This is a genomic window from Streptomyces sp. NPDC029836 (genome assembly GCF_055574495.1).
On sequence record NZ_JBVHZI010000001.1, the window covers coordinates 541,442 to 563,088 of the forward strand.

At 72.4% G+C, this 21,647-nt stretch carries 21 protein-coding genes; 10 read left to right on the plus strand and 11 right to left on the minus strand.

The features are described from left to right. Positions 1-132: 132 nt before the first annotated feature. Positions 133-2,625 carry a helicase associated domain-containing protein gene (locus ACZ4XJ_RS02530; protein ID WP_468495017.1) on the plus strand — a complete coding sequence of 831 codons (2,493 nt, stop codon included), beginning with the start codon at positions 133-135 and terminating at the stop codon, positions 2,623-2,625. A 21-nt stretch (positions 2,626-2,646) separates the two neighbouring features. Here ACZ4XJ_RS02530 and ACZ4XJ_RS02535 read toward each other — a convergent pair whose 3' ends face one another. Then, positions 2,647-4,038: a glutamate decarboxylase gene (locus ACZ4XJ_RS02535; protein ID WP_362876237.1), complete on the minus strand. Its 1,392-nt coding sequence runs from the start codon at positions 4,036-4,038 to the stop codon at positions 2,647-2,649. A gap of 276 nt (positions 4,039-4,314) precedes the next feature. Between ACZ4XJ_RS02535 and melC1 the strand changes: the two genes are divergently transcribed. Beyond that, entirely contained in the window at positions 4,315-4,704 is a 390-nt protein-coding gene (melC1, locus tag ACZ4XJ_RS02540; protein WP_362876236.1) for an apotyrosinase chaperone MelC1, read from the plus strand. After that, entirely contained in the window at positions 4,701-5,549 is an 849-nt protein-coding gene (gene melC2, locus ACZ4XJ_RS02545; RefSeq protein WP_468495018.1) for a tyrosinase MelC2, read from the plus strand. The genes melC1 and melC2 overlap by 4 nt, the downstream gene beginning before the upstream one ends. Here melC2 and ACZ4XJ_RS02550 read toward each other — a convergent pair. Both ACZ4XJ_RS02550 and ACZ4XJ_RS02555 read right to left on the minus strand, forming a co-directional pair. Then, positions 5,504-6,208, minus strand: a complete 705-nt coding sequence (locus ACZ4XJ_RS02550; RefSeq protein WP_468495019.1) for a response regulator — start codon at positions 6,206-6,208, stop codon at positions 5,504-5,506. The two genes, melC2 and ACZ4XJ_RS02550, sit on opposite strands and share 46 nt — an antisense overlap. Further along, positions 6,205-7,977: a sensor histidine kinase gene (locus ACZ4XJ_RS02555; protein WP_468495020.1), complete on the minus strand. Its 1,773-nt coding sequence runs from the start codon at positions 7,975-7,977 to the stop codon at positions 6,205-6,207. The genes ACZ4XJ_RS02550 and ACZ4XJ_RS02555 overlap by 4 nt, the downstream gene beginning before the upstream one ends. A 104-nt stretch (positions 7,978-8,081) precedes the next feature. On the opposite strand from ACZ4XJ_RS02555, the gene ACZ4XJ_RS02560 reads away from it, so the two are divergent. After that, positions 8,082-9,509 carry a cation:dicarboxylate symporter family transporter gene (locus tag ACZ4XJ_RS02560; RefSeq protein WP_468495021.1) on the plus strand — a complete coding sequence of 476 codons (1,428 nt, stop codon included), beginning with the start codon at positions 8,082-8,084 and terminating at the stop codon, positions 9,507-9,509. Between the two features lie 255 nt (positions 9,510-9,764). After that, positions 9,765-11,567: a S8 family peptidase gene (locus tag ACZ4XJ_RS02565; protein ID WP_468495022.1), complete on the plus strand. Its 1,803-nt coding sequence runs from the start codon at positions 9,765-9,767 to the stop codon at positions 11,565-11,567. A 210-nt stretch (positions 11,568-11,777) separates the two neighbouring features. Here the strand turns inward: ACZ4XJ_RS02565 and ACZ4XJ_RS02570 are convergent, their stop codons facing one another. After that, the gene (locus tag ACZ4XJ_RS02570; protein WP_468495023.1) at positions 11,778-12,458 is read right to left on the minus strand and encodes a (2Fe-2S)-binding protein; all 681 of its coding nucleotides are present in this window, start codon (positions 12,456-12,458) and stop codon (positions 11,778-11,780) included. A gap of 246 nt (positions 12,459-12,704) precedes the next feature. Beyond that, positions 12,705-13,511: an alpha/beta fold hydrolase gene (locus ACZ4XJ_RS02575; RefSeq protein WP_468495024.1), complete on the minus strand. Its 807-nt coding sequence runs from the start codon at positions 13,509-13,511 to the stop codon at positions 12,705-12,707. Positions 13,512-13,651: 140 nt separating this feature from the next. Between ACZ4XJ_RS02575 and ACZ4XJ_RS02580 the strand changes: the two genes are divergently transcribed. Next, positions 13,652-14,338, plus strand: coding sequence for a GNAT family N-acetyltransferase (locus ACZ4XJ_RS02580; protein ID WP_362876229.1), 687 nt, complete (start codon positions 13,652-13,654; stop codon positions 14,336-14,338). Between the two features lie 231 nt (positions 14,339-14,569). Beyond that, the gene (locus ACZ4XJ_RS02585) at positions 14,570-15,844 is read left to right on the plus strand and encodes an alpha/beta hydrolase (protein ID WP_468495025.1); all 1,275 of its coding nucleotides are present in this window, start codon (positions 14,570-14,572) and stop codon (positions 15,842-15,844) included. On the opposite strand, the gene ACZ4XJ_RS02590 is transcribed toward ACZ4XJ_RS02585, so the two are convergent. Beyond that, positions 15,822-17,291, minus strand: coding sequence for a carboxylesterase/lipase family protein (locus ACZ4XJ_RS02590; protein WP_468495026.1), 1,470 nt, complete (start codon positions 17,289-17,291; stop codon positions 15,822-15,824). The two genes, ACZ4XJ_RS02585 and ACZ4XJ_RS02590, sit on opposite strands and share 23 nt — an antisense overlap. Positions 17,292-17,536: 245 nt before the next feature. Here ACZ4XJ_RS02590 and ACZ4XJ_RS02595 point away from each other — a divergent pair, with 245 nt between their 5' ends. Both ACZ4XJ_RS02595 and ACZ4XJ_RS02600 read left to right on the plus strand, forming a co-directional pair. Further along, a complete protein-coding gene (locus tag ACZ4XJ_RS02595) occupies positions 17,537-17,866 on the plus strand; it encodes a hypothetical protein (RefSeq protein WP_362876227.1) in 330 nt (109 codons plus the stop codon). Positions 17,867-17,961: 95 nt separating this feature from the next. Continuing rightward, positions 17,962-18,252 carry a chaplin gene (locus tag ACZ4XJ_RS02600; protein WP_362876226.1) on the plus strand — a complete coding sequence of 97 codons (291 nt, stop codon included), beginning with the start codon at positions 17,962-17,964 and terminating at the stop codon, positions 18,250-18,252. Positions 18,253-18,331: 79 nt separating this feature from the next. Here the strand turns inward: ACZ4XJ_RS02600 and ACZ4XJ_RS02605 are convergent, their stop codons facing one another. The 4 genes from ACZ4XJ_RS02605 to ACZ4XJ_RS02620 form a co-directional block, all read right to left on the minus strand. Then, a complete protein-coding gene (locus ACZ4XJ_RS02605; RefSeq protein ID WP_362876225.1) occupies positions 18,332-19,195 on the minus strand; it encodes a tyrosinase family protein in 864 nt (287 codons plus the stop codon). A 114-nt stretch (positions 19,196-19,309) separates the two neighbouring features. After that, entirely contained in the window at positions 19,310-19,681 is a 372-nt protein-coding gene (locus ACZ4XJ_RS02610; protein WP_362876224.1) for a tyrosinase family oxidase copper chaperone, read from the minus strand. 59 nt (positions 19,682-19,740) lie between these two features. Further along, entirely contained in the window at positions 19,741-20,307 is a 567-nt protein-coding gene (locus ACZ4XJ_RS02615; RefSeq protein WP_468495027.1) for a GNAT family N-acetyltransferase, read from the minus strand. Between the two features lie 16 nt (positions 20,308-20,323). Continuing rightward, positions 20,324-20,512, minus strand: a complete 189-nt coding sequence (locus tag ACZ4XJ_RS02620; RefSeq protein ID WP_468495028.1) for a hypothetical protein — start codon at positions 20,510-20,512, stop codon at positions 20,324-20,326. 112 nt (positions 20,513-20,624) lie between these two features. On the opposite strand from ACZ4XJ_RS02620, the gene ACZ4XJ_RS02625 reads away from it, so the two are divergent. After that, a complete protein-coding gene (locus tag ACZ4XJ_RS02625) occupies positions 20,625-20,927 on the plus strand; it encodes a heavy metal-binding domain-containing protein (RefSeq protein WP_468495029.1) in 303 nt (100 codons plus the stop codon). A gap of 90 nt (positions 20,928-21,017) precedes the next feature. Here the strand turns inward: ACZ4XJ_RS02625 and ACZ4XJ_RS02630 are convergent, their stop codons facing one another. Further along, positions 21,018-21,500 (minus strand): MarR family winged helix-turn-helix transcriptional regulator, encoded by a 483-nt coding sequence (locus ACZ4XJ_RS02630; protein ID WP_362876311.1) that lies wholly within the window; start codon positions 21,498-21,500, stop codon positions 21,018-21,020. Between the last annotated feature and the right edge of the window lie 147 nt (positions 21,501-21,647).

Genomic DNA, 21,647 nt, shown 5'->3' on the forward strand with positions numbered 1-21,647 from the left:
GGACGCCCCGAGGCCGCCCCGACCCCGTCGCTCCCCCCGCCCACCCGCGCTCCCTCACCCCCTTGACTCAGAATCCGGGCAAGATAGGGCCTGGAGCCGAAGGGGCAGATGAGAGCGGGCGGGGTGAGAGCGGTGGCGAGGCGGGAACTGCGACCCCACCAGCGCGAAGCCGTCGACGCCGTGGTCCGCGCGCTTCAGCTGCCCGCGGACGGCCGGGTGCCTGAACGGGGCCTGCGGACCCAGGTGATCATGGCCACCGGGTCCGGCAAGTCCCTCGTCGCGGTGCGCTCCGCCGAGGAGTTGCGGGCGTCCCGGGTGCTCGTCCTGGTGCCCTCCCTGGACCTGTTGGTGCAGACCGTGACCGCCTGGCGCGAGGGCGGCCGGACCGGCCGGGCCTTCGCCGTGTGCTCGCTGCGCGGCGAGGACGTGGGCCTGCCCACGACCACCGAACCGGCCGAGCTGGCCCGGTGGGCCAGCGGGCCGGCGCAGCGGGTGACCGTGTTCGCCACGTACGCCTCGCTGGGCCTGGGCACCATCGAGCGGGCGCACCGGGCGGCCCTGCCGTCCTGGGACCTGATCGTGGTCGACGAGGCCCACCGGACGTCCGGACGGATCGGCAAGCCCTGGGCGGTGGTGCACGACAACACCCGGATCGCGTCCGTCCGGCGGCTGTACATGACGGCGACACCCCGGGTGTGGCGCGACGGCGAGCACGCCGAGGATCACGAGGACGCCGAGGACGCCGAGGACGGCGGTCCCACCGAGCACACCGAGCCCACCGAGCAGCCGCTCGGCGGTGCGGGCCCGCGCGGCGGGGGGACCCTCGTCGCGTCGATGGAGGACGACCCGCTGGGCCCGTTCGGCGCGCGCTGCCACACCCTGTCGCTGTCGGAGGCCATCGACCGGGGGATCTGCGCCCCGTACCGCGTCGTGTGCGTGGACGTCTCGGACCCGGGGTTCCGTTCCGCGATGCTGCTGGGTCCGGACGGCCGCTCGGACGAGGTGCGCGGGATGCGTTTGGCGGCGCTGCAGGCGGCGCTGGTCAAGGCGGCGGCCGCCCAGGGGTTCCGGCGGACGCTGGTCTTCCACCACCTGACGAAGGAGGCCGAGGCGTTCGCGGCGGGGCTGCCCGCGGTCGCGGCACGGATGCGGGCGACGAGCCGGTCCCCGCTGCCCGTGTACCCGCGGACGGTGTGGGCGGACTGGCTGAGCGGGCAGCACGCGGTGGGGCACCGCCGACGGGTGCTGGAGGCGTTCGCCGACGACCGGATCGCCGACAAGGCCTTCCTCGGGAGCGTCCGGGTGCTGGGTGAGGGGGTGGACACCAAGGAGTGCGACTCCGTCTTCTGGGCCGACGTGCGCGGCTCGATGCCGGACCTGGTGCAGGCCGTCGGCCGGGCGCTGCGGATCCGGCCGGGCGAAGGGAAGGTCGCCTCGCTGGTGGTGCCGGTGCTGCTCGGTCCCGGGGAGAGCCCCGACTCGATGCTGACCTCCCGCGCCTACGGTGACCTCGCCCGGCTGCTGGAGGCGTTGCGGGCGCACGACTCCCGGCTCGTGGAGGCGCTGGCCCAACCGCAGGCGCCCAGCCGGACGCCCGCGCCCGCGGGGACGGCGGGGCCGGGCGTCAGTCCGGGGCCCGGAGCCGCGGCCCTGTTGAGCTTCTCCACGCCGCACGACCCGGCGCTGCTGGCGGCGTTCATCCGGCTGCGCGTGCTGCACCCGGAGCACACGCGGTGGCGGCGGGGTGCGGAGGCGGCGCGGGTCTACGCCGCCGCGGCGGGGAACCTGAAGGTGCCGTTCGCGTACAAGGTCCCGGCGGCCGAGGGGCTACCGGCTGCCCTGGTCGGGTTCCCGCTGGGCCAGTGGATCGCCGACGCGCGGCGCACGTACCGCAGGGGCGCGCTCGGGCGGGACCGGACGTTGGAACTCGACGAACTCGGCATGGTGTGGAACCACTTCGACGTGGCCTTCGAGGAGGGGCTCGCGGCGGCCCGGGCCTGGGCGGCCGACCACGGGCACCTGCTGCCGCCCGTGGAGGCGACCTGGCGGGGGGTGCCCGTCGGGGTGTGGGTCAAGAACAACCGGGCCGCCGCCCGCCGGGAGGGGCCCGGGGCGCTGGCGCGGGAGCGGCGGGAGGCCCTGGAGGAGATCGACCCGTCCTGGTGTCCGGCGTGGGACATCGGCTGGCAGCGGGCCTTCGTGTTGACCCGGGCCCATCTGGACGCGGGCGGTGCGATGCCCCTGGAGCCCGGCCGCGTGGTGGTCCAGGGCGAGGACCTGGGCCAGTGGGTACGGGCCCAGCGGCTGGGCTGGGACCGGCTGGTGTGGGCGCAGCGGTGGCTGCTGGAGCACACGCTGGGCCTGACCCCCGCGGCCGCGGCGGAACGCCCCCCGCCGCGCCGCAGCCACGCGGCGGCCTGGGCCGAGCACCTGGAGGCGGCCCGGCGGTTCCACGCCCGAGAAGGGCACCTGCGGGTGCCCCGTGCGCACGTGGAGCCGGTCGGCGACCGCGAGGTGCGGCTCGGCGCGTGGATCGCGAACCAGCGCGCCCGGGCCGGGACCCTCACCCCGGACCGGACGGCCGCCCTGACCGCCCTCGGCATGCGCTGGTCGGCGTCCCCCTGATCGGGCCCGGCCGACCGCGCCTCAGTGGTGGAAGCCGGACCGGGGTTCGGTCGTGGGCACCGGCTGCGGGTGGGCGCCGAGGTGTTCCACGGCCCGGCGCAGGTCGGCGACCAGCAGGGCGATCTGGTCGCGGGTCACCCCGTGCCGGATCAGGACGCGTTGGATGACGGTGTCCTGGCGATCGGCGGGCAGCGGGTACGAGGGCACCTGCCAGCCGCGCATCCGCAGCCGGTCGGAGAGGTCGTAGAGGGTGAACCCGGCGCCCGCCGGGTCGGTGAGGGTGTAGGAGACGGCGGGCAGGGCGCCGTCCCCGTCGTAGAGCAGGGTGAAGGCGCCCATGTCGGCGATCTGCCCGGCGAGGTAGCGGGCGGTGTCGGCGCAGGCCTGCTGAACGCGTCGGTAGCCTTCGCGGCCCAGGCGCAGGAACAGGTAGTACTGGGCGATGACCTCGCCGCCGGGTCGGGAGAAGTTGAGGGCGAAGGTCGGCATGTCGCCGCCGAGGTAGTCCACGTCGAAGACGAGGTCGGCGGGCAGCAGGTCGGCGGTGCGCCACACGATCCAGCCGACACCGAGCGGGGCGAGGCCGTACTTGTGGCCGGAGGTGTTGATGGAGGCCACGCGCGGCAGCCGGAAGTCCCACACCACGTCGGGGTGGAGGAAGGGGGCGACGAAGCCGCCGCTGGCGCCGTCCACGTGGATCGGGACGTCCCAGCCGTACTCGGCCTGGATCCGGTCGAGTTCGGCGGAGAGTGCGGCGACGGGCTCGTAGTCGCAGGTGTAGGTGACGCCGAGGATGGCGACGACCCCGATGGTGTTCTCGTCGACGTGCGCGGCGAGCTGGTGCGGGACCAGGCCGGTGGCTCCGGGCTCCAGCGGGATTTGACGGAGTTCGACGTCGAAGTACCGGCCGAACTTCTCCCAGCAGATCTGTACGGGGCCGCACACCAGGTTGGGGCGGTCCGCGGGCTTGCCCTCCGCGCGGCGGCGGGCCCGCCAGCGCCACTTGAGGGCGAGGCCGCCGAGCATGGCCGCCTCGCTGGAGCCGGTGGTGGAGCAGCCGGTGCCCGCGGTGCCGGCGGGGGCGTTCCACAGGTCGGCCAGGATGTTGACGCAGCGGGCCTCGATCTCGGCCGTCTGAGGGTACTCGTCCTTGTCGATCATGTTCTTGTCGAGGCACTCGTTCATCAGGCGGTGCACGCCGTCGTCCGACCAGGTGGTGCAGAAGGTCGCCAGGTTCTGTGCGGCGTTGCCGTCGAGGAGCAGCTCGTCGTGGAGGAGGGAGTAGACCACCTCGGAGGGCGAGGGTTCGTCGGGCATGCGGAACTTGGGAAGGATCTGGCCGCTCAGGACGGACGCGAACACGTCCACGTCGGCGTCCCGGGATTGCGCGTCCTTCGTCTCATGAAGAGCCATATCCGGACTATACGTCCGATACCACAACGAACCCGACTCTCTCCACGCGGGTGCGCGTCGTCGCTTCCGGCCGACTCTGCGGTGTGATCCCCTCCATAGGAACCCGACTTCGCCGCAAAAATTACCGCTCAGTAGCATTCGTTCAGCAGATCTTCCCGTCCGAGCCGCCGGGGTCGATCAATACGGGAAGATCGGTGCAATCGTTTTATACGAAACTTATCGAGCGATGTCCGGATAGCGGTCAACTGCCCCCGCCGCCCTGATAGTTCTTCGGCCATGAACAAGATCACCCGTCGGCAGGCCTTGGGCACCACTGCCGGCGCACTCACCGCCCTCGGCCTCGCGGGCGCCACCGCGCACGCCGCCGCCACCGACTCCCGCGCCGCCACCCCCGCCGGCACGGTCGACGAGGTGTACAAGGGCCGACGCATCCGGATAACCCCCGGTCAGGGCGGCCATCACGGCGGCCACCACTCCCCCGGCATGCCGACCGTCCTCATAGACGGCCGCGAGCTGCACGTCATGCGCAACGCCGACGGTACCTGGATCAGCGTGGTCAACCACTACGAGACCTTCGCCGATCCGACCACGCTCGCCCGCGCCGCCGTGCGCGAGCTCCAGGGCGCCGTCCTCGCGCCGTTCGCACCGATGGGAGGCACGGCATGACCGTCCGCAAGAACCAGGCCACGCTGACCACCGAAGAGAAGCGCGCCTTCACCAACGCGCTGCTCGAACTCAAGCGCACCGGCCGCTACGACCGCTTCGTGACCACCCACAACGGGTTCATCATGAGCGACACCGACTCGGGCGACCGGGTGGGCCACCGCTCCCCCTCCTTCCTGCCCTGGCACCGCCGCTTCCTCCTGGAGTTCGAGGCGGCTCTTCAGGCGGTGGACGCGAGCGTGGCGATCCCGTACTGGGACTGGAGCGTCGACCGCACCACCCGTTCCTCCCTCTGGGCCGCCGACTTCCTCGGCGGGACCGGCCGGGCCCGCGACGGACAGGTCCTCGACGGACCGTTCGCGTACGCGACCGGCAAGTGGGACGTGAACGTCCGCGTGGACGGGCGCAACTACCTGCGCCGGGCCCTGGGCAGCGGTGTGGCCGAACTGCCCACCAAGGCCGAAGTGGACGCCGTGCTGGCCATGCCCGTCTACGACATGGCTCCCTGGAACAGCTCCTCGAACGGTTTCCGCAACAACCTGGAGGGCTGGCGCGGCGCCAACCTGCACAACCGGGTGCACGTGTGGGTCGGCGGCCAGATGGCCACCGGCGTCTCCCCCAACGACCCCGTCTTCTGGATGCACCACGCCTTCATCGACAAGCTGTGGGCCGACTGGCAGACCCGCCACCCGCAGTCCACGTACCTCCCGGCCGCGGGCACGCCCAACGTGGTGGACCTGCGCGACACCATGCGGCCGTGGAACGACGTGACCCCGGCCGACATGCTGGACCACCGGAAGTTCTACACGTTCGACACCGAGCCCGTCGCGGCCGGCCGCCAGCGGTAGTGCAGTTCGGGGCGGCCGACCTGGCCGTACCGGGGGGCCCGGTCCGCGCGACCGGTGTCCACCAGGTGCTCCAGGTAGCGCCGGGCGGTGATCCGGGACGTCCCGGCCACCTCGGCCGCCCCGGCGGCGGTGAGCCCCTCGGGCGCCGCCCGCAGCAGCGCCGCGACCCGGTCCAGGGTCGGGGCGCTGAGGCCCTTGGGCAACTCCGCCGGACCGGGCGCGCGCAGTGCGGCGAGCGCCCGGTCCACGTCGTCCTGTCCGGCCGCCTCGCCCGCCGCCGCGCGGAACTCCGCGTAGCGCAGCAGTCGTTCGCGCAGGGTCGGGAAGGCGAAGGGCTTCAGTACGTACTGCACGATGCCGAGGGACACGCTCTCGCGGACCACGGCGAGGTCCCGCGCCGAGGTCACCGCGATCACGTCGGCCGGGTGGCCGGAGGCCCGCAGTCCGCGCGCGAAACGCAGCCCGTTGCCGTCCGGCAGGGTCAGGTCGAGGAGCAGCAGGTCGATCCGGACGCGCTCCAGGGCCCGGGTGGCGTCGGCGAGGGTGTGCACGACTGCGGCGACGGTGAAGCCGGGCACCCGGCCGACGTAGAGGGCGTGCGCGTCGGCCGCCACCGGATCGTCCTCGACGACGAGGACCCGCACCTGCGGGGCGCTCACGCCGTCCCCTCCCCACCGCGCCGCTGACCGGGTATCCGAACGGTCGGAGCGCCGGGGGCCCGCCGGTCCGGGTCGGGATCCGGCCCCCGGGCGCCGGCCGGCTTCCGATCCCGTACGGGTTCCTCGCCGCCCGTTTCCGGTTCCGGCTCCGCTTCCGGTTCCGGCTCCGCTTCCAGTTCCGGTTCCGCCGCCAGGGGCAGCCGTACGGTGAACTCCGCTCCGTACCCGGAGCTGCCCGACGCGGCGGCCGCGGCGCCCCCGTGCCGGTGCGCCACTTGCCGGACCAGCGCGAGGCCCAGCCCGCGCCCCTCACCCTTGCCGGACCAGCCGCGCCGGAACACGTCCACCCCCTCGGGCAGGCCCGGACCGTTGTCGGCGACCCGCAGGAGCAGTCCGCCCGCCTCCCGGCGCACGGTGACGGCGATCCGCCCTCCCGGGACTCCGGTGAGGGCGTCGACGGCGTTGTCGATCAGGTTGCCGAGCACCGTGACGAGGTCCCGGGCGGCCGGGATCCCGGGCGCCCCGTCGACGGCCCCGCTGTCCGGGGTGACGACCAGCTCGATGCCGCGCTCGTGCGCCTGCGCGGCCTTGCCCAGGAGCAGGGCCACCAGGACCGGTTCGCCCACGGCGGTGATCACCTCGTCGGTCAGGGCCTGGGCCAGCTCCAGTTCGGCGGTGGCGAAGTCAACCGCCTCCTCGCTGCGGCCCAGTTCGATCAGGGAGACCACGGTGTGCAGCCGGTTGGCCGCCTCGTGCGCCTGGGCGCGCAGGGCCTGCGTGAAACCGCGCTCGTGATCCAACTCGCCGGTCAGCGCCTGGAGTTCGGTGTGGTCGCGCAGGGTCACCACCGTACCCCGGCGGCCACCGCCGGCGACCGGGGAGCTGTTGACGACGAGCACGCGTTGCGCGCTCAGGTGCACCTCGTCGACCCGGGGCCGGTCGGAGAGCAGGGCGCCCGTCAGCGGGGCGGGCAGCCCCAGTTCGGCGGGCCCCGTACCGGTGACCTCGCCGTGCAAGCCAAGGAGTTCGCGGCCCGCGTCGTTGATGAGGGTGATCCTGCGTTGCCCGTCGAGCATCAGCAACCCCTCCCGAACCCCGTGCAGGGCCGCCTGGTGGTAGTCGTACATCCGGCTCAGTTCGGCCGCGTTCATGCCGTGGGTGTGCCGACGCAGCCGGGCGTTCACGACGTACGTACCCACGGCCCCCAGCGCCAGCGCCCCGGCCGCCACCCCGGCCAGGGCGGCGAGCTGCGCCGCCAGCCGGTCGCTGACCGCGCGGACGGTGATGCCCGCGCTGACCAGTCCGACGATCCGGCCGTCCCGGTCCGTCAACGGGGTGACCACGCGGATCGAGGGGCCGAGGGTGCCCGTGTAGGTCTCGCTGAAGGTTTCGCCGCGCAGCGCGGGGGCGGTGTTGCCGAGGAAGGGCTCGCCGATGCGGCGCGGGTCGGGGTGGGTCCAGCGCCTGCCGTCCGGGGCCATGATCGTCACGAAGTCCACGCCCGAGTCGGCCCGCACCCGCTCCGCGTAGGGCTGCAGGGCGGCCGAGGGGTCGGTCCCGCGGGCGGCGACGGCGTCCTGGACGGACGGCGAGTCGGCGACGGCCCGGGCCACGGCCCCGGCCTGCCGCCGGGCGGCGTCCTCGGCCTGGCCGCGGGCGGCCGCGTGGGCGAAGACCGCGCAGCCGGCGACGACGACGGCGACCAGCAGGACCTGCATCGCGAACAGCTGGCCGGCGAGGCTACGGGGCGGGCGGGGAAAGCGGAACATGGCGCTCAGTGTGCACCCGGCCGTGAACTCAATGAACGCAAGGGTGACCGGGGTCACATGCTGGGCGATGGTCTCCCGGAACGCACTCACCACCAGGAGGCGACGTGGCCGCCAGACGCGACAAGACGCACTACCTCTACATCGCGGTGATCGCCGCGGTGCTCCTCGGCATCGCCGTCGGCTTCGCCGCGCCCGGCGTGGCCGTGGAGCTCAAGCCGCTGGGCACCGGCTTCGTGAACCTCATCAAGATGATGATCTCGCCCGTGATCTTCTGCACGATCGTGCTGGGCATCGGATCGGTGCGCAAGGCCGCCAAGGTGGGGGCGGTGGGCGGCCTCGCCCTCGGCTACTTCATGGTCATGTCCACGGTGGCACTGGCCATCGGGCTGCTCGTGGGCAACCTGCTGGAGCCGGGCAGCGGCCTGCACCTGACCGAGGCGGTGCGCAGCGCCGGCGAGGCCCAGGCCGAGGCGGGCGGGGCGGAGAGCACCCCGGACTTCCTGCTCGGGATCATCCCGACCACCCTGGTCTCGGCCTTCACCGGGGGCGAGGTGCTCCAGACGCTGCTGGTGGCGCTGCTCTGCGGGTTCGCCCTACAGGCCATGGGTACGGCCGGCGAACCGCTGCTGCGCGGCATCGGGCACGTACAGAAGCTGGTCTTCCGCATCCTCGCGATGATCATGTGGGTGGCCCCGGTGGGCGCCTTCGGCGCGATCGCCGCGGTGGTCGGGGCGACGGGCGTCGACGCGCTGAAGTCCCTCGCCGTGATCATGATCGGTTTCTACCTGACCTGCGCCCTGTTCGTCTTCGTCGTGCTGGGCACCCTGCTGCGGGTCTGTACGGGCATCAGCGTCTTCGCGCTCCTGCGCTACCTGGGTCGGGAGTTCCTGCTGATCCTGTCCACCTCCTCCTCGGAGTCGGCGTTGCCGCGCCTGATCGCCAAGATGGAGCACCTCGGCGTGTCCCGGCCGGTCACCGGGATCACCGTGCCGACCGGGTACTCCTTCAACCTGGACGGGACCGCGATCTACCTGACGATGTCCTCGCTGTTCGTCGCCGAGGCCATGGGCAAGCCGCTCGCGCTGGGCGAGCAGATCTCCCTGTTGCTCTTCATGATCGTGGCCTCGAAGGGAGCCGCCGGGGTCACCGGAGCGGGCCTGGCCACCCTCGCGGGCGGCCTCCAGTCGCACCGGCCGGAACTGGTCGACGGAGTGGGGCTCATCGTCGGGATCGACCGCTTCATGAGCGAGGCGCGGGCCCTGACGAACTTCGCGGGCAACGCGATCGCGACCGTCCTGATCGGGACGTGGACGAAGGAGTTCGACCGCGAGCGCGCCGGCGAGGTCCTCGCCGGCCGAACCCCCTTCGACGAGTCCACGCTCGTGGACGACGGCCCCGCCCCGGAGCCCGGCACGGCGCAAGCCCCCCTGCCCGCACCGGCGTCCGACCACCCGGGCACCCCCGGGGACGGCACCCGGACCGCATCCGCCGACGGCACCCGGGCCGGTACCAAGGACGGCGTCCCGGCGTAGCCGGCACGCCGCCGGGTAGGGATTCGTGCGGCGACGACCGGTACGTCCGGTACGAATCCCCCGAAGTCGGCCGGGCAGGGCTCGCCCCCACGGTGCCCCGCCCGGCCGACGGCTGTTTTCAGCCATCGGCCTGCCAAATCTGCTGCGGTAAAAGGTACTTCCCTACGGGGCCGCGCGTCTGACATCTTGCGTCCACCACTCGTTTCGTACGGCCCGGTAGGCGCCATCAGCGCCACCGGGTCATCGGAGGACGCATTGATACCCCACATATCCAGCCGACCTCGACGTACCCTGGCGCTGGCCACCGCACTCGGCGCGGCCCTCGTCTTCGGAGCCCCCGCCGCGTTCGCGGGCACCGACCCGGTCTCCCCCGCTCCGTCCGCCCCCGCTGCCATGGCCAAGTCCGCGGCGCCCGCTTCCCAGAGTGCGACCTGGGCTGCCGGCACCCGTTCCTACCTGGTGATCACCGCTCCCGGTGACAGCACGGCGGTGCGCAACGCCGTGACCGCCAACGGCGGCACGGTCTTCGCGAACTACGACGCCATCGGCGTCATCGTCGCCCACTCCTCCTCCGCTTCCTTCGCGGCCACCCTGCGCGGCGTGAGCGGTGTCCAGCAGGTCGGCGCCACCCGTACGTCGGACGTCCCGGCGGACGCCTACAACCCGGCCCTGCCCGCCAACCCGGCGCAGTCCAGCACCCCGGCCGGCGAGCCGGTCCGCGTCGACATGACGCAGATCAAGGCCGACCAGGCCTGGGCCGTCACCACCGGTTCCGCCACGGTCAAGGTCGGCATCCTGGACACCGGAGTGGACGACCAGCACCAGGACCTGGCGCCCAACTTCAACGCGGCCGACTCCGCGTCCTGCGCGTACGGCAAGGCCGACGCCCGCAGCGGCTCCTGGCGGGACGTGGGCACCCACGGCACCCACGTGGCCGGTACGGTCGCCGCCGCCAAGAACGGCAAGGGCGTCATCGGTGTCGCCCCGGGCGTGAAGATCTCCTCGGTGCGCATCGCGGAGCCGGGCTCCTCGCTCTTCTTCGCCGAGAACACCGTCTGCGGCTTCATGTGGGCCGGTGACCACGGCTTCAAGGTCACCAACAACAGTTACTACACCGACCCGTGGCAGTTCAACTGCCCGGACAACGCCGACCAGGCCGCGATCATCGAGGGCGTCAAGCGCGCCCAGGAGTACGCGGAGGGCAAGGGCTCGCTCCAGGTCGCGGCGGCCGGAAACAGCAACCTGGACCTGGCCAACAAGACGACCGACACCGAGAGCCCGAACGACTCGACGCCGGTCACCCGCACCATCACCAACGCCTGCCTGGACATCCCGACCGAGCTCCCGGGCGTGGTCACGGTTTCGGCGATGGGCACCACCGCGAAGGCCTCGTACTCCAACTACGGCCTGAACGTGGTCGACGTGACGGCCCCCGGCGGCGACGCCACCGGCATCTACAGCACCCTGCCGGGCGGCAAGTACGGCAGCATGAGCGGTACCTCGATGGCCTCCCCGCACGTCGCCGGTGTGGCGGCCCTGCTGGCGAGCACCAACCCGGGCATCACCCCGGCGCAGCTGCGCGACAAGCTGGCCGGCCAGGCCAACGACGTCGCCTGCCCGTCGGACAGCCGCTGCAAGGGCACCGCCGCCAAGAACGGCTTCTTCGGCGAGGGCCAGGTCGACGCCCTGAAGGCGGTCGGATCCACCCCGCCGCCCGGCAAGTTCTTCGAGAACACGACCGACGTCGCCATCGGTGACAACACCACGGTCGAGAGCCCCGTCACCGTCAGCGGGGTGACCGGCAACGCGCCGGCCGCCCTCAAGGTCGGCGTGAACATCGCCCACACCTACATCGGTGACCTCAAGGTGGACCTGATCGCGCCCGACGGCTCCGTCTACACGGTCCACAACCGCGCCGGCGGCAGCACCGACAACATCAACCAGACCTACACCGTCAACGCCTCCTCCGAGGTCGCGAACGGCACCTGGAAGCTGCGCGTCAACGACAACGCCGGTGGCGACACCGGCAGGATCGACTCCTGGAACCTGACCTTCTAGCAGGTCGGGAGGCTGGGGGGCTGGTGGGGCCTCAGGTACCCACCACGTCCTCCAGCCAGTCGAGGACGACGTCGCAGTGTCGCTGCGGGGCCATCGGGGAGCAGTGCCACTGCGCCCCGGTGGCCTGCGTCGTTTTGCCCCGGTGGCGTCGCCGGGCCCCGATCGGCCCCGGACCGGGCCCGGCGGTCCGGGGCCGGCGCGCGCCCGGGTTCACCCGCGCCGGGTGCGCAGCACGCAGTCGCCGCAGAAGCCGCCGCCCGGGACCTGGTAGTAGAGGCAGCAACTGCGCCGTACGAAGGCCACGCCCAGGCCCTCCTCGTGGAGGAAGGTGCCGGCGCCGGCCAGCGCCCCGCCCTCGGCGAACAGGGCGCCGGCCAGGTCGACGACAGGGCCGCCCTCGACCCGGTCGAGCAGGACGCGCAGGGCTCCGACGAGTCCGGAGGCGGCGTTGCCGCGCAACACCTTCGCCGAGACCCCGTACCGCTCGCGCAGCGGCCTCTCCAGCTGGTCCAGGTTGCCGAGGACGGTCTCCCCCAGCGCCTCGGCGGGCCGTTCGCCCGGGTCCGGGAGCCACAGTTCCAGCGAGCCCGTCGCGGGCAGCCGCCAGCGGACCCGGTCGACGGCCAGGTCCGGTATCCGGCCCGCCAGCGCGGCGCAGCCCAGGCCTATCGACCACAACCGGGAGGCGATCCCGAACTGGGCGGTCGAGGCCGCCACCCGGTCGGGGCCGCTGCCGATCCGGCGGCCCACCTCGCCGACCCAGTGGCCGAGGTGCTCCCCGTACAGCTCGGTGAGCGGGCGGAAGCCGGGCCCGGGCGCTTCCTTGCCGTGGGGCACGGCGAAGAACGGCCCCACGGAGGCCAGTTCCCGCAGTGCGTCGTCCATGTCCATGCCCCGGATGATCTCAGGGCGGCGGACGGCTCAGCCGGCCGGGGAGCAGGCCGCGACCTCGAAGTCGGACATGTCGAGGCCGCCTTCCATCACCAGGTGCAGGGTGTTGCCCGCCGATTTGCCCTCCAGTCAGGCTGACACGCCGCGCCCGTGCGCCCGGGCGCCATTGGGCACCGGGCGCACGGCGAATGACCTTGGTCCGCAGGCGCGCGCCGGCAGCGGGATCGGGCGGGCGGGCGCCTTCGCTCACCGGTCGGCGAGGAACTCCAGCAGCGCGCGGTTGACCGCATCGGGTTGCTCCACGCCCGGCAGGTGACCGGCCCGGTCGATCACGGTGAGCCGGGCGTGCGGAGCGAGCCCCCGCATGGCCTCGGCCTCCGCGACCGGGGTGTAGACGTCGTCCGCGCCCACCAGCAGGAGGCAGGGGACCGTCGCGGGCAGGGACCGCAGGACGGGCCGGTAGTCGGGCCGCTCGGCCCGCCCGCGCAGCGCGGCCGCCGCACCCTCGGGATCGGTGGCGCACATCATGGCCCTCACCCGCGCGGCCGCCTCGGGCAGGCCGATCACGTTGTAAGGCGCCAGCATCTTGTCCATGACCTCGTTCGCATACGGCTCCATGCCTTCCGCGAGGAGCCGCTCGGCGAGCTCCAGACGGAACTTCCTGCCGTCCTCGGTCTCGGGGACGGGAGAGGTGTCGCAGAGCACGAGAGCCCGTACCAGACCCGGGTGGCGCAACCTGACCTCCAGCGCGATCTGCCCGCCCATGGACACACCGCCGACGACCGCCTGTTCGATGCCGAGACCGGCGAGCAGCGCGGCAAGGTCGTCCGCGAACCCGGCGAGCAGGATCTTGCCGGGGCTGACCGGACTTTCCCCGTATCCCCGCAGGTCAGGCGTGATCACCCGGTAGCCGGCGGCCGTCAGGGCCGCCGTCTGCGGGGCCCACATCGACCGGTTGAACGGGTGCCCGTGGATCAGGATCACGGGCTCTCCGTCACGGGGTCCCGAGTCGTCGAAAACCAGTGCCGCGTCGTTGCCGAATTGGGGGTTCATGAGAGGACTTTAAGGGGCTACATTGAGCCACTCGCGTTCACCTGACAGCCCGTTGCCTTTCACTCGCGTTTTGCGCGGGGGGCGACGTCAGGAGCGCAGACTGTGCAACCACCCCACCGCCCAGAAGGACCGAAGGCTCCGTGCCCGTACCCGTACTCCTCGCCGGCCGCTCCGCGCGGCTCGAGCCCCTCGCCCTCCACCACACCGAGGCCCTGGCCGTGGCCGGGGCCGAGGATCGTACGACTTACGCCTTCACTCCCGTGCCGCACGGGTTGCAGGCGTCCCACGAGTACATCGAACGCGCGCTCGCCGATCAGGCGGCGGGTCGATCGCTGGCGTTTGCCGTGGTCAGAGCCACAGATGGGCGGGTCGTCGGTTCGACCCGCTTCCTCGAACTCGACTACTGGCAGGGTCCGCTGGTGTGGCCCGCCGTCCCCGGGGTTCCGTTCGGTGATCCGACGACCGCGATCCCCGACGCGGCCGAGATCGGGAACACCTGGCTGTCCCCGAGCGCGCAGGGAACAGGGATCAACACCGAAGCGAAGCTGCTCATGCTCCGGCACGCCTTCGAAACCTGGGGCGTGCGCCGGATCTCGCTGCGGGCCGACGCCCGCAACGGTCGATCGCGGGCCGCGATGGAACGTCTCGGCTTCACCTGCGAAGGGGTCCGCCGGGCCCACTCGCGGGGGCTGGACGGCGCGGTGCGCAGTACGGCCTTCTACTCGGTGCTCGACGAGGAATGGCCCACCGTCCGGTCGGTCATCGAACTGCGGATCGCGGGCGCCGCGCCCCGCAAGCGGCGCCGCAAGACACTGATCCCGGCGTAGCGTTCCTGCCGCCGTACGGCGCACGTCGGTGCGCCGTACGGTTACCCCCGAGCACCTCCGACCCCGTCGTCCACGGCCCCGCGCCGGCGGCCTGCGGGGTCGTTGGCAATGGCCTCCCCCAAGGAATGTCAAGAGAAGGGAAAATGCGGAACCTCGGGGATCTTTCGTTCATCATTCGAACGGAAGCGTCCACCCCCCGACGGGGCAGCAACAGCCGGAGAGCCACCGCACATGTCGTACTCGCCCGACGGGCCGCACCAGCCGCCGTACCGGCCGCAGGGACAGCCTCCCCAGCCGCCGCAGCAGCCCTGGGGTCAGCCTCCGCACGCCCGGCAGCCCCAGTCCACGCCTCCCTACGGCCAACCCCGGGTGCCGTACGGGCAACAGGGCTACGGGCAGCAGGGCTACGAGCAGCGGGACCAGTACGGCGGTTACGGGTCCCCGTACGAGGAGGAGCCGCCCCGCCGACCGTCGCGGGTCCGGCGCTGGGTGATCGCGGGCGTCACCGTGCTGGCCCTCGCGGGCATCGCGGCGCTCGTGATGAACCACTTCGAGATACCCCCGTTCACCGACAAGGGCAAGGCCGTGTCGTTCGGCGGGCCGAACGGCAAGGGCAACGGCAAGGCCGCCGCGAACTCGAAGATGTCCATGCCCACCGGTCCGGCGGCCGAGTTCAAGAACTCGATGACCCTGGGCGACGGCACGCACGTCGCGGTCACCACGGTGACGGGCAAGAAGTCCGGGTTCACCGGCAAGGTCTGGGTGTGGGCGCCCAAGGAGTACGACGACCCGAAGTTCGCGAAGAGCGGCTTCCCCGTCATGATCGCCCTGCCCGGCGGCGCCGGTTACCCCAGCAACTACTGGATGGGCACCGACCTCGGCCTCCAGACGAGCATCAGCAAGTGGTACTCGGAGGGCAAGAGCAAGCCCTTCATCCTGGCGATGCCCGTGCTGAACCCGGGACCGGACGACAAGGGCGTCTACTGGGACGGCTCCGACATCCCCGGCCAGCCCAAGATGGGCAGCTGGCTGACCGAGGACGTCCCGGACCTGATGCGGGAGAACTTCCGCACGGTGAAGTCCCGTGACGGTTGGGCCTTCATGGGCTCCTCCACCGGCGGGTTCGCGGGTCTCAAGGCCGTCCTCAAGCACCCCGACAAGTTCAAGGCCGTGATCGCCTCCGGGCCGGACATCGTCCCGGACTCCTCCCTGTGGAAGGGCCACGACAAGGAGAAGGCCGAGAACAACCCCGAGCTGCTCGCCAAGCAGCTCATCGACAAGAAGGGCCCGGAGGTCTACCTGGCCTTCCAGGTCGGCGACAGCGAGAGCAACAAGAAGACGTTGCCCGACGTGCAGAAGTTCGTCGCCACCTACGGCAAGGGCCCCATCCACACCAGCCTGAAGGTCATCCCGGGCGGCAAGCACAACGCCAAGACCTACGTGCCGAACATGGGCGAGGGCCCCATCCAGTTCATCAGCCAGGTCATGGAGGGCCCGGTCGAGTAGCGGACGTCCCCCGGGACCCGTCCGCCACGCCCCGCTCCGCCCGCTCCGGTCCGCCGAACGCCTTCGGCGGGCCGGAGCCGTCCCAGGGTTCCCAGCCCGGGTCCCCCGAGACGGCGAAGGCGACCCAAGCGGCGTGCATCTCGTCGGCCAGGGCCTGCGGGGCGTCGGGCCCGGCGAGCCAGGAGGACTCGGGGACGCCGAGCGTGTCGAAGACGAAGCCCAGCTCCAGGGCGTGGCAGGCACCGAGGCCCGGTACGCCGCTGCTCCACCGGAACTCGTACAGGTGGCTCGGCGCCCGCCGCGGGGCCCCGGCGAGCAGCCGCAGGGGGTCGCGCAGGATCCGGTCGGTGAGCAGTTGCCCGGCCAGGTCGGCCGCTCCGAGCCCGGGATGCGCGGCGCGCAGCGCCCGTACGGCGGCCCGGTCCTTGCCGCTGCGCAGCCGCGCCAGGGACACGGCCGGCGGACCGAGCCGGTCCAGCAGCCGCATGCCACCGGTGGGCGCGAGCCAGAGGCGGTGCTCCTGCGCGGTCCAGCCCAGCAGGAGCGGTACGTCCGAGGCGACGGCCGCCGCCGGCGGGTCGGCGGGGAGCGTGTCCGGGTCGGTGACCAGACCGAAGGCGGGGCCGCCCAGCACGGGTGAGGAGCGGCGCAGCACCACGGCCTGGGCGGCGAGCAGGGCGGGCGTCCCGGCCGCCGCGAAGGCGGTGGCGGTGGCTGGCACCTTGAGCAGCGAGGCCATCCGGCGCACCATCGCGCGCACCTTCTCGTGGGGCGTCGCCTCGGGGGCGCCGCTCTGCAGGACGGCCCGGGCGAAGAGGCCGGCGGCCCGGGGGGCGCCGAGCAGGGCGCCGATGCTGATCGCACCTGCGGACTCGCCGAAGAGGGTGACCCGGGCCGGGTCCCCGCCGAACGCCGCGATGTTGTCCCGGACCCACTCCAGGGCGGCGATCTGATCGAGGAGGCCGCGGTTGGCGGGGGCGTCGGGGAAGAGCCCGTAGCCGAGGACGCCGAGCCGGAAGTTGACCGAGACCAGGACGACCCCGTCACGGGCGAAGGCGGCGCCGTCGTAGACGGGGACGGCGGAGGACCCCCGGGTGTGGGCGCCTCCGTGAATCCACACCATGACCGGCAGCCCGGCTCCGGGGGCGGGGTCCGGGGTCCACACGTTGAGGTTGAGGCAGTCCTCGCCCGGGATCTCCGGATCGGGGAGCAGCGCCGCGAACGTGGGCGGGTAGGGGACCTTGGGCGCGGTGGCCCCGAACGTGCCGGCGTCCCGTACGCCGTCCCAGCGTGCCGGGGGCTCGGGCGGGGCGAAGCCCAGGGCGCCCACGGGCGGAGCCGCGTAGGGGATGCCCCGGAAGACGGCGGTCCCGCCGGCCTCCCACCGACCCTCGACGGTGCCGTGTCCGGTGACGACCCGGGGCCGGCCCCCGCCCGCTGCGCTCATGCGTCCCTCCCGCGTTCGCCGTGGCCCCGGTGGTGGTGTGGCTTCGTGCGGCGGCGGGAGGGCGGCCGGGGTGTCCCGTGTACGTCACACCCGCGCGCACGACCCCACCCGGACATCCCACCATGTGCCCATCACACGTTGTGCCCACCACACCGTGTGCCCATCACACCTTGCGGCACGGTCGCACAGCCGTCCAACGGGTGACAAGGCGTGACCCCTCCGGGGGCCCTTCGGGTTGACCGGCCATGCGAGCGATCCTCAGGCCCCGCGCCCTCAACGGGCTCCTTCCCCTCCTGTTGCTGGCCGTGGCGGCTGCGGCCGGTCCCGCCACGGCGGCCGGTCCCGACTTCCAGTACGTCGGCCAGGACGACCAGGTCCACGGCCTGACCGCGCCGAAGGGCTGCGTGACGGCCGAGGGCGGCGGCTCCCGGGCCGTCACGAACCGGACGCGGGGCACCGCGATCCTCTACCGCGAGCCCGGCTGTCGGGGCGCCGTGGTGGCGGAACTGAGGCCGGGAACGGTCACTCAGGTGCGTCCGTACTTCGCTTCCGCCCGTTTTCCGGTCACCGGGTAGGCCCCTGAACCGTGACCACTCGGCGGTCGCGGCGTTGTATGCCATGTCAAATGCCGCATTACTTGCGGCGCCCCACGTTTCACGAGGAGATCTTGATGTCGCGTATCGCGAAGGCATTCGCCATCACCGCCGTCACCGGTAGCGCCGTGGTCGCCGGTGCGGGTCTGGCCGTCGCCGATGCCGGAGCGCAGGGTGCGGCGGTCGGCTCCCCCGGTGTGCTGTCGGGCAACCTGCTCCAGGTTCCGGTTCACGTCCCCGTCAACGTCTGCGGCAACACCGTGAACGTGATCGGCCTGCTGAACCCGGCCTTCGGCAACACCTGCGTCAACGCCTCGGGCGGCTCCCACAGCACCGGTGACCACCACACCGAGGGCTACGGCGGCTGATCGCGCCCCACTGATCGAAGGGCCCCCGGCTTGCGCCGGGGGCCCTTCGCGTGTGCGGGGCCTCGACCCCGCACGGACCTCACTCGTAGCGGTAGGTGCCCTGGTGACCGAGCAGCTCGCGCGGGGTGACGTCCCACGGCGGCATCGGCTCGTCCAGCGCGATGACCCGGCCGCGCTGGAAGTCGCCCAGCGGAAGCGGGGCCGCCGGCAGGTAGCCGGAGCCCGGATGCTGCTGCTGCCAGCGGTCCCAGATCAGGTCGACGAAGGCGTGGTGCAGCCAGAAGGCCGGGTCGTTGGGAGCCGTCCCGCCGGTCATGTGGCCGCCGATCCACTGGTGGACCTTGTTGTGGTTGCGCCAGCGCTCGCTCTTCGGCGCCGCCCAACCCTCCAGCTTGTTGCGGAAGCCGCCCGCGGTGGCGGTGGAGTCCCACGGCGAGGTGTCGTACGCGGGGTCGTCCAGCGCCCACCGCAGCTCGGCCGGTGTCGGCAGGGCGATCGGATTCCCCGGGCGGCCGAGGTTCCGGGTGAGGAAACGGGCCTCGGAGACGCCGACGGTGACCGTCCAGTTGCCCCGGTCGTACGCGAAGGGGCCGGTCATGACCCGGCGGTCGCTCTCCCGGCCGGTGCCGCCGAGGAAGTCGTCCGCCCAGAGGGACGAGACGGGGCTGGTGTCGGTCGTCCAGTCCCAGTACGGGACGGAGACTCCCGGGTCGACGGCTCGCAGTTGCCGCTCGAACTCAAGCAGGTAACGCCGGTGCCAGGGGAAGAACGACGGGGACATGTGGCCCACGCGGAGCTTGCGGTCCCGGTCCGGGACGAAGTACTTGTCGTGGGTGCGCACGAGCGAGTCGTAGGTGCCGTTGCGCTTGAGTTCCAGTACGGCCGCCGTGAAGCGCTTCTTCTGGGCGCTGGTCAGGTTCTTCTGGTTCTGCCGGGTGTACAAGGGGCTCCTCCCGATTCCCGAATGCCGATTCCCGCATGCCGATTCCCGTTGCCGATGCCCTCGTGCCGACGCCTACTTGTTGACGCCCGCGCGCGGGCGCCCGCGTGCTGTCCGTCAGCCGTGGTGCGGGGCCGCGAGGGCCAGCTGGGTCGTGCCGAGTTCGTCGACGGCGGCGCGGGCCAGCTCCATCGGGGTCCCGTAGGACTGGAAGTGGTTGATCCCGCTCAGGTAGCTGCCGTCGGCGCGGCGCATCACGTGCAGGGGCCGGCCGTCGATGCGGACCGACGCCGAGACCGGGTCGACCGCGATGTGCCGGCCGCGGTACGTCTCCTCGGCGAGCGGGGCCGGGGTCAGCGTCTGACGGGGACGCCGGGCCCGCAGTACGGGAGCCACGGCCGCGGCCGTCCCGGCGAGCACGGCCGCGGTGAAGGCCGTACGGAGGAACGCGCGACGGGTGAAGGGTGCGGCGCCGGGGCTTGCGTACATACGGTCTCCCTCGCTCGGTGGTCCGCGTTACGGGGTCTAACGCGGAGCGGCGGGCGAGGTCACCTCTCGGGGTCGTCGTCCTTCGGGTGCTTGTAGAAGAGGGTGGTCGGACGCAGCCGTCCCTCGGGGTCGGCGGCGTAGTCCGGGATGGTGCCTGCCTCGGTCCAGCCGGCGGACCGGTAGACCCGCTCGGCGCCGCTGCCGGTCTCGGTGTCGAGGAACATCAGCACCACTCCGGCGAGGGCGGCCTGCGCCTCGGCCTCGGCGAGCAGCGCCCGGGCCGTACCGCGGCCGCGGGCGGCCGGGTGGACCATCAGCTTGCGCAGTTCGGCACGATGGCGTCCGTTGGGCTTGGACTCGCGGTACCAGGAGACGGTGCCGTCGAGGCCGCCGTCCACGCCTCGGGAGACCCACAGGGCGAGGGCGCCCTCCTCCACGGAGGGCGCCAGGGAGTCCCACCAGGCGGCGGCGCCCACGTGGTCCAGTCCGGCGAGGAACCCGAGGGAGGCACCGCCCTCGACGACGTCCACGAGGAGGGCGGCGAGTTCGTCGCGGTGGGCGCGCAGGGCCGTGGCGGAGAGCCGGGTGATGCCGGCCGTCATGTGGTGCGTCGTGCGGTGCGTCATCCGGTGAGGATAGGGATCAGCGCGGGGTCCGCTGGAGGCGGGGCAGGTGGAGGTCCCGGAAGATGGCGGCCGCGCAGAGGACGAAGAACCGGCCGGCGCCGACCACGCTGCCCTCGGTGTCAGGGGCTCCGACCTCGCGCAGGCCCGGATGGGCGGCCGCACGGGCCAGGGCGGCGGTCGCGTAGACCTCCTCGCGGAGCGGCAACGGGGGGAACGTGCGATCGAGCGACGAGCGGCTCCGGGACCGCTTCACGACGCAAGTCGGTTGCCACCACCCTGCCCACGATCGCGCGTTCGGGGCGCGAGAGGATGGCTCGATGGACAGAAAGCTGAAGAGGGAAATCGAGGAAGGGTGGAAGCGGGAATGGGCTGCCCGTGAAGACAGCCGTAGCTTCTACAGTGTGACCGTGCCCGCACCGCCGGACCCGCACACCGCTCTCGGCATCGTCGCCGGATACCAGCAACCCACTGTCATGGAAGCGGTGGCGAGCATGCAGAGCGAAGCCCGCAAACTTGACGCGGACGGTGTGCTCGGCGTTTCCGTCATCCCGCAGGTCACTTCGCACAGTACTTACTTCGTCGCCTATGGCACTGCCGTCCAATGGGCTCAACCGGAATAGGCGGGAGTACGCGGACGCCCCTAGCAGGTGGTCAGGGCCGCTGTCGGCGGACCGGAGCCGGGGGCATCCCCAAGGGGTTGTTCGGGCAGGTCACGGCCGTTGCCGGTCCCGGGGAGGGTGTGGGCCCGGTGCCGCCGCGGAGGTGTCCTGCTCCGTTTCCTCCGCGCGCGGCCAGTACCGTCCTTCGAGGGCCTCGGCGCTGCGGTTGAGGCGAATCAGGACGTCCTCCAGCTCCCGCACCTCCTCCGGGGACCAGTCGGCGACGACCCGGGCCAGGCAGGAGCGGTTGACCTCGCGGTCCTCGGCGAGACGGAGCTCGCCTTCGGCGGTGATGCGCAGCTTGCGGGCCATGCCGCCGTCCGGGTCCGCGACGCGTTCGGCCAGTCCGCAGCGCAGCAGGGCGGCCGTCTGGCGGTTCACGGTGGACGTGTCGAGTGCGAAGGCCTCCGCCAACTGCCCGATGGACATGGGGCCTTGGGTGTCGATCCGACAGAGCAACAGGTACGCCGACCGCTCCAGGCGCTCGGGATCGCGCTCGCGCCGGGCCAGCACTTGGTGCCGCGAGAGCAGCATCAGCTCCCGTTCCAATTTCTCCAGCACTGCGCCTCCCACACCTCCTCGCTCCTTCCGGTGCTCCATTATCGCGGACCCGTATCCCGCCTGACCCTGGCAGGGCGGCCACGGACGACTCCCGGCGGAGGGGGATCGGGGCCACGGCGT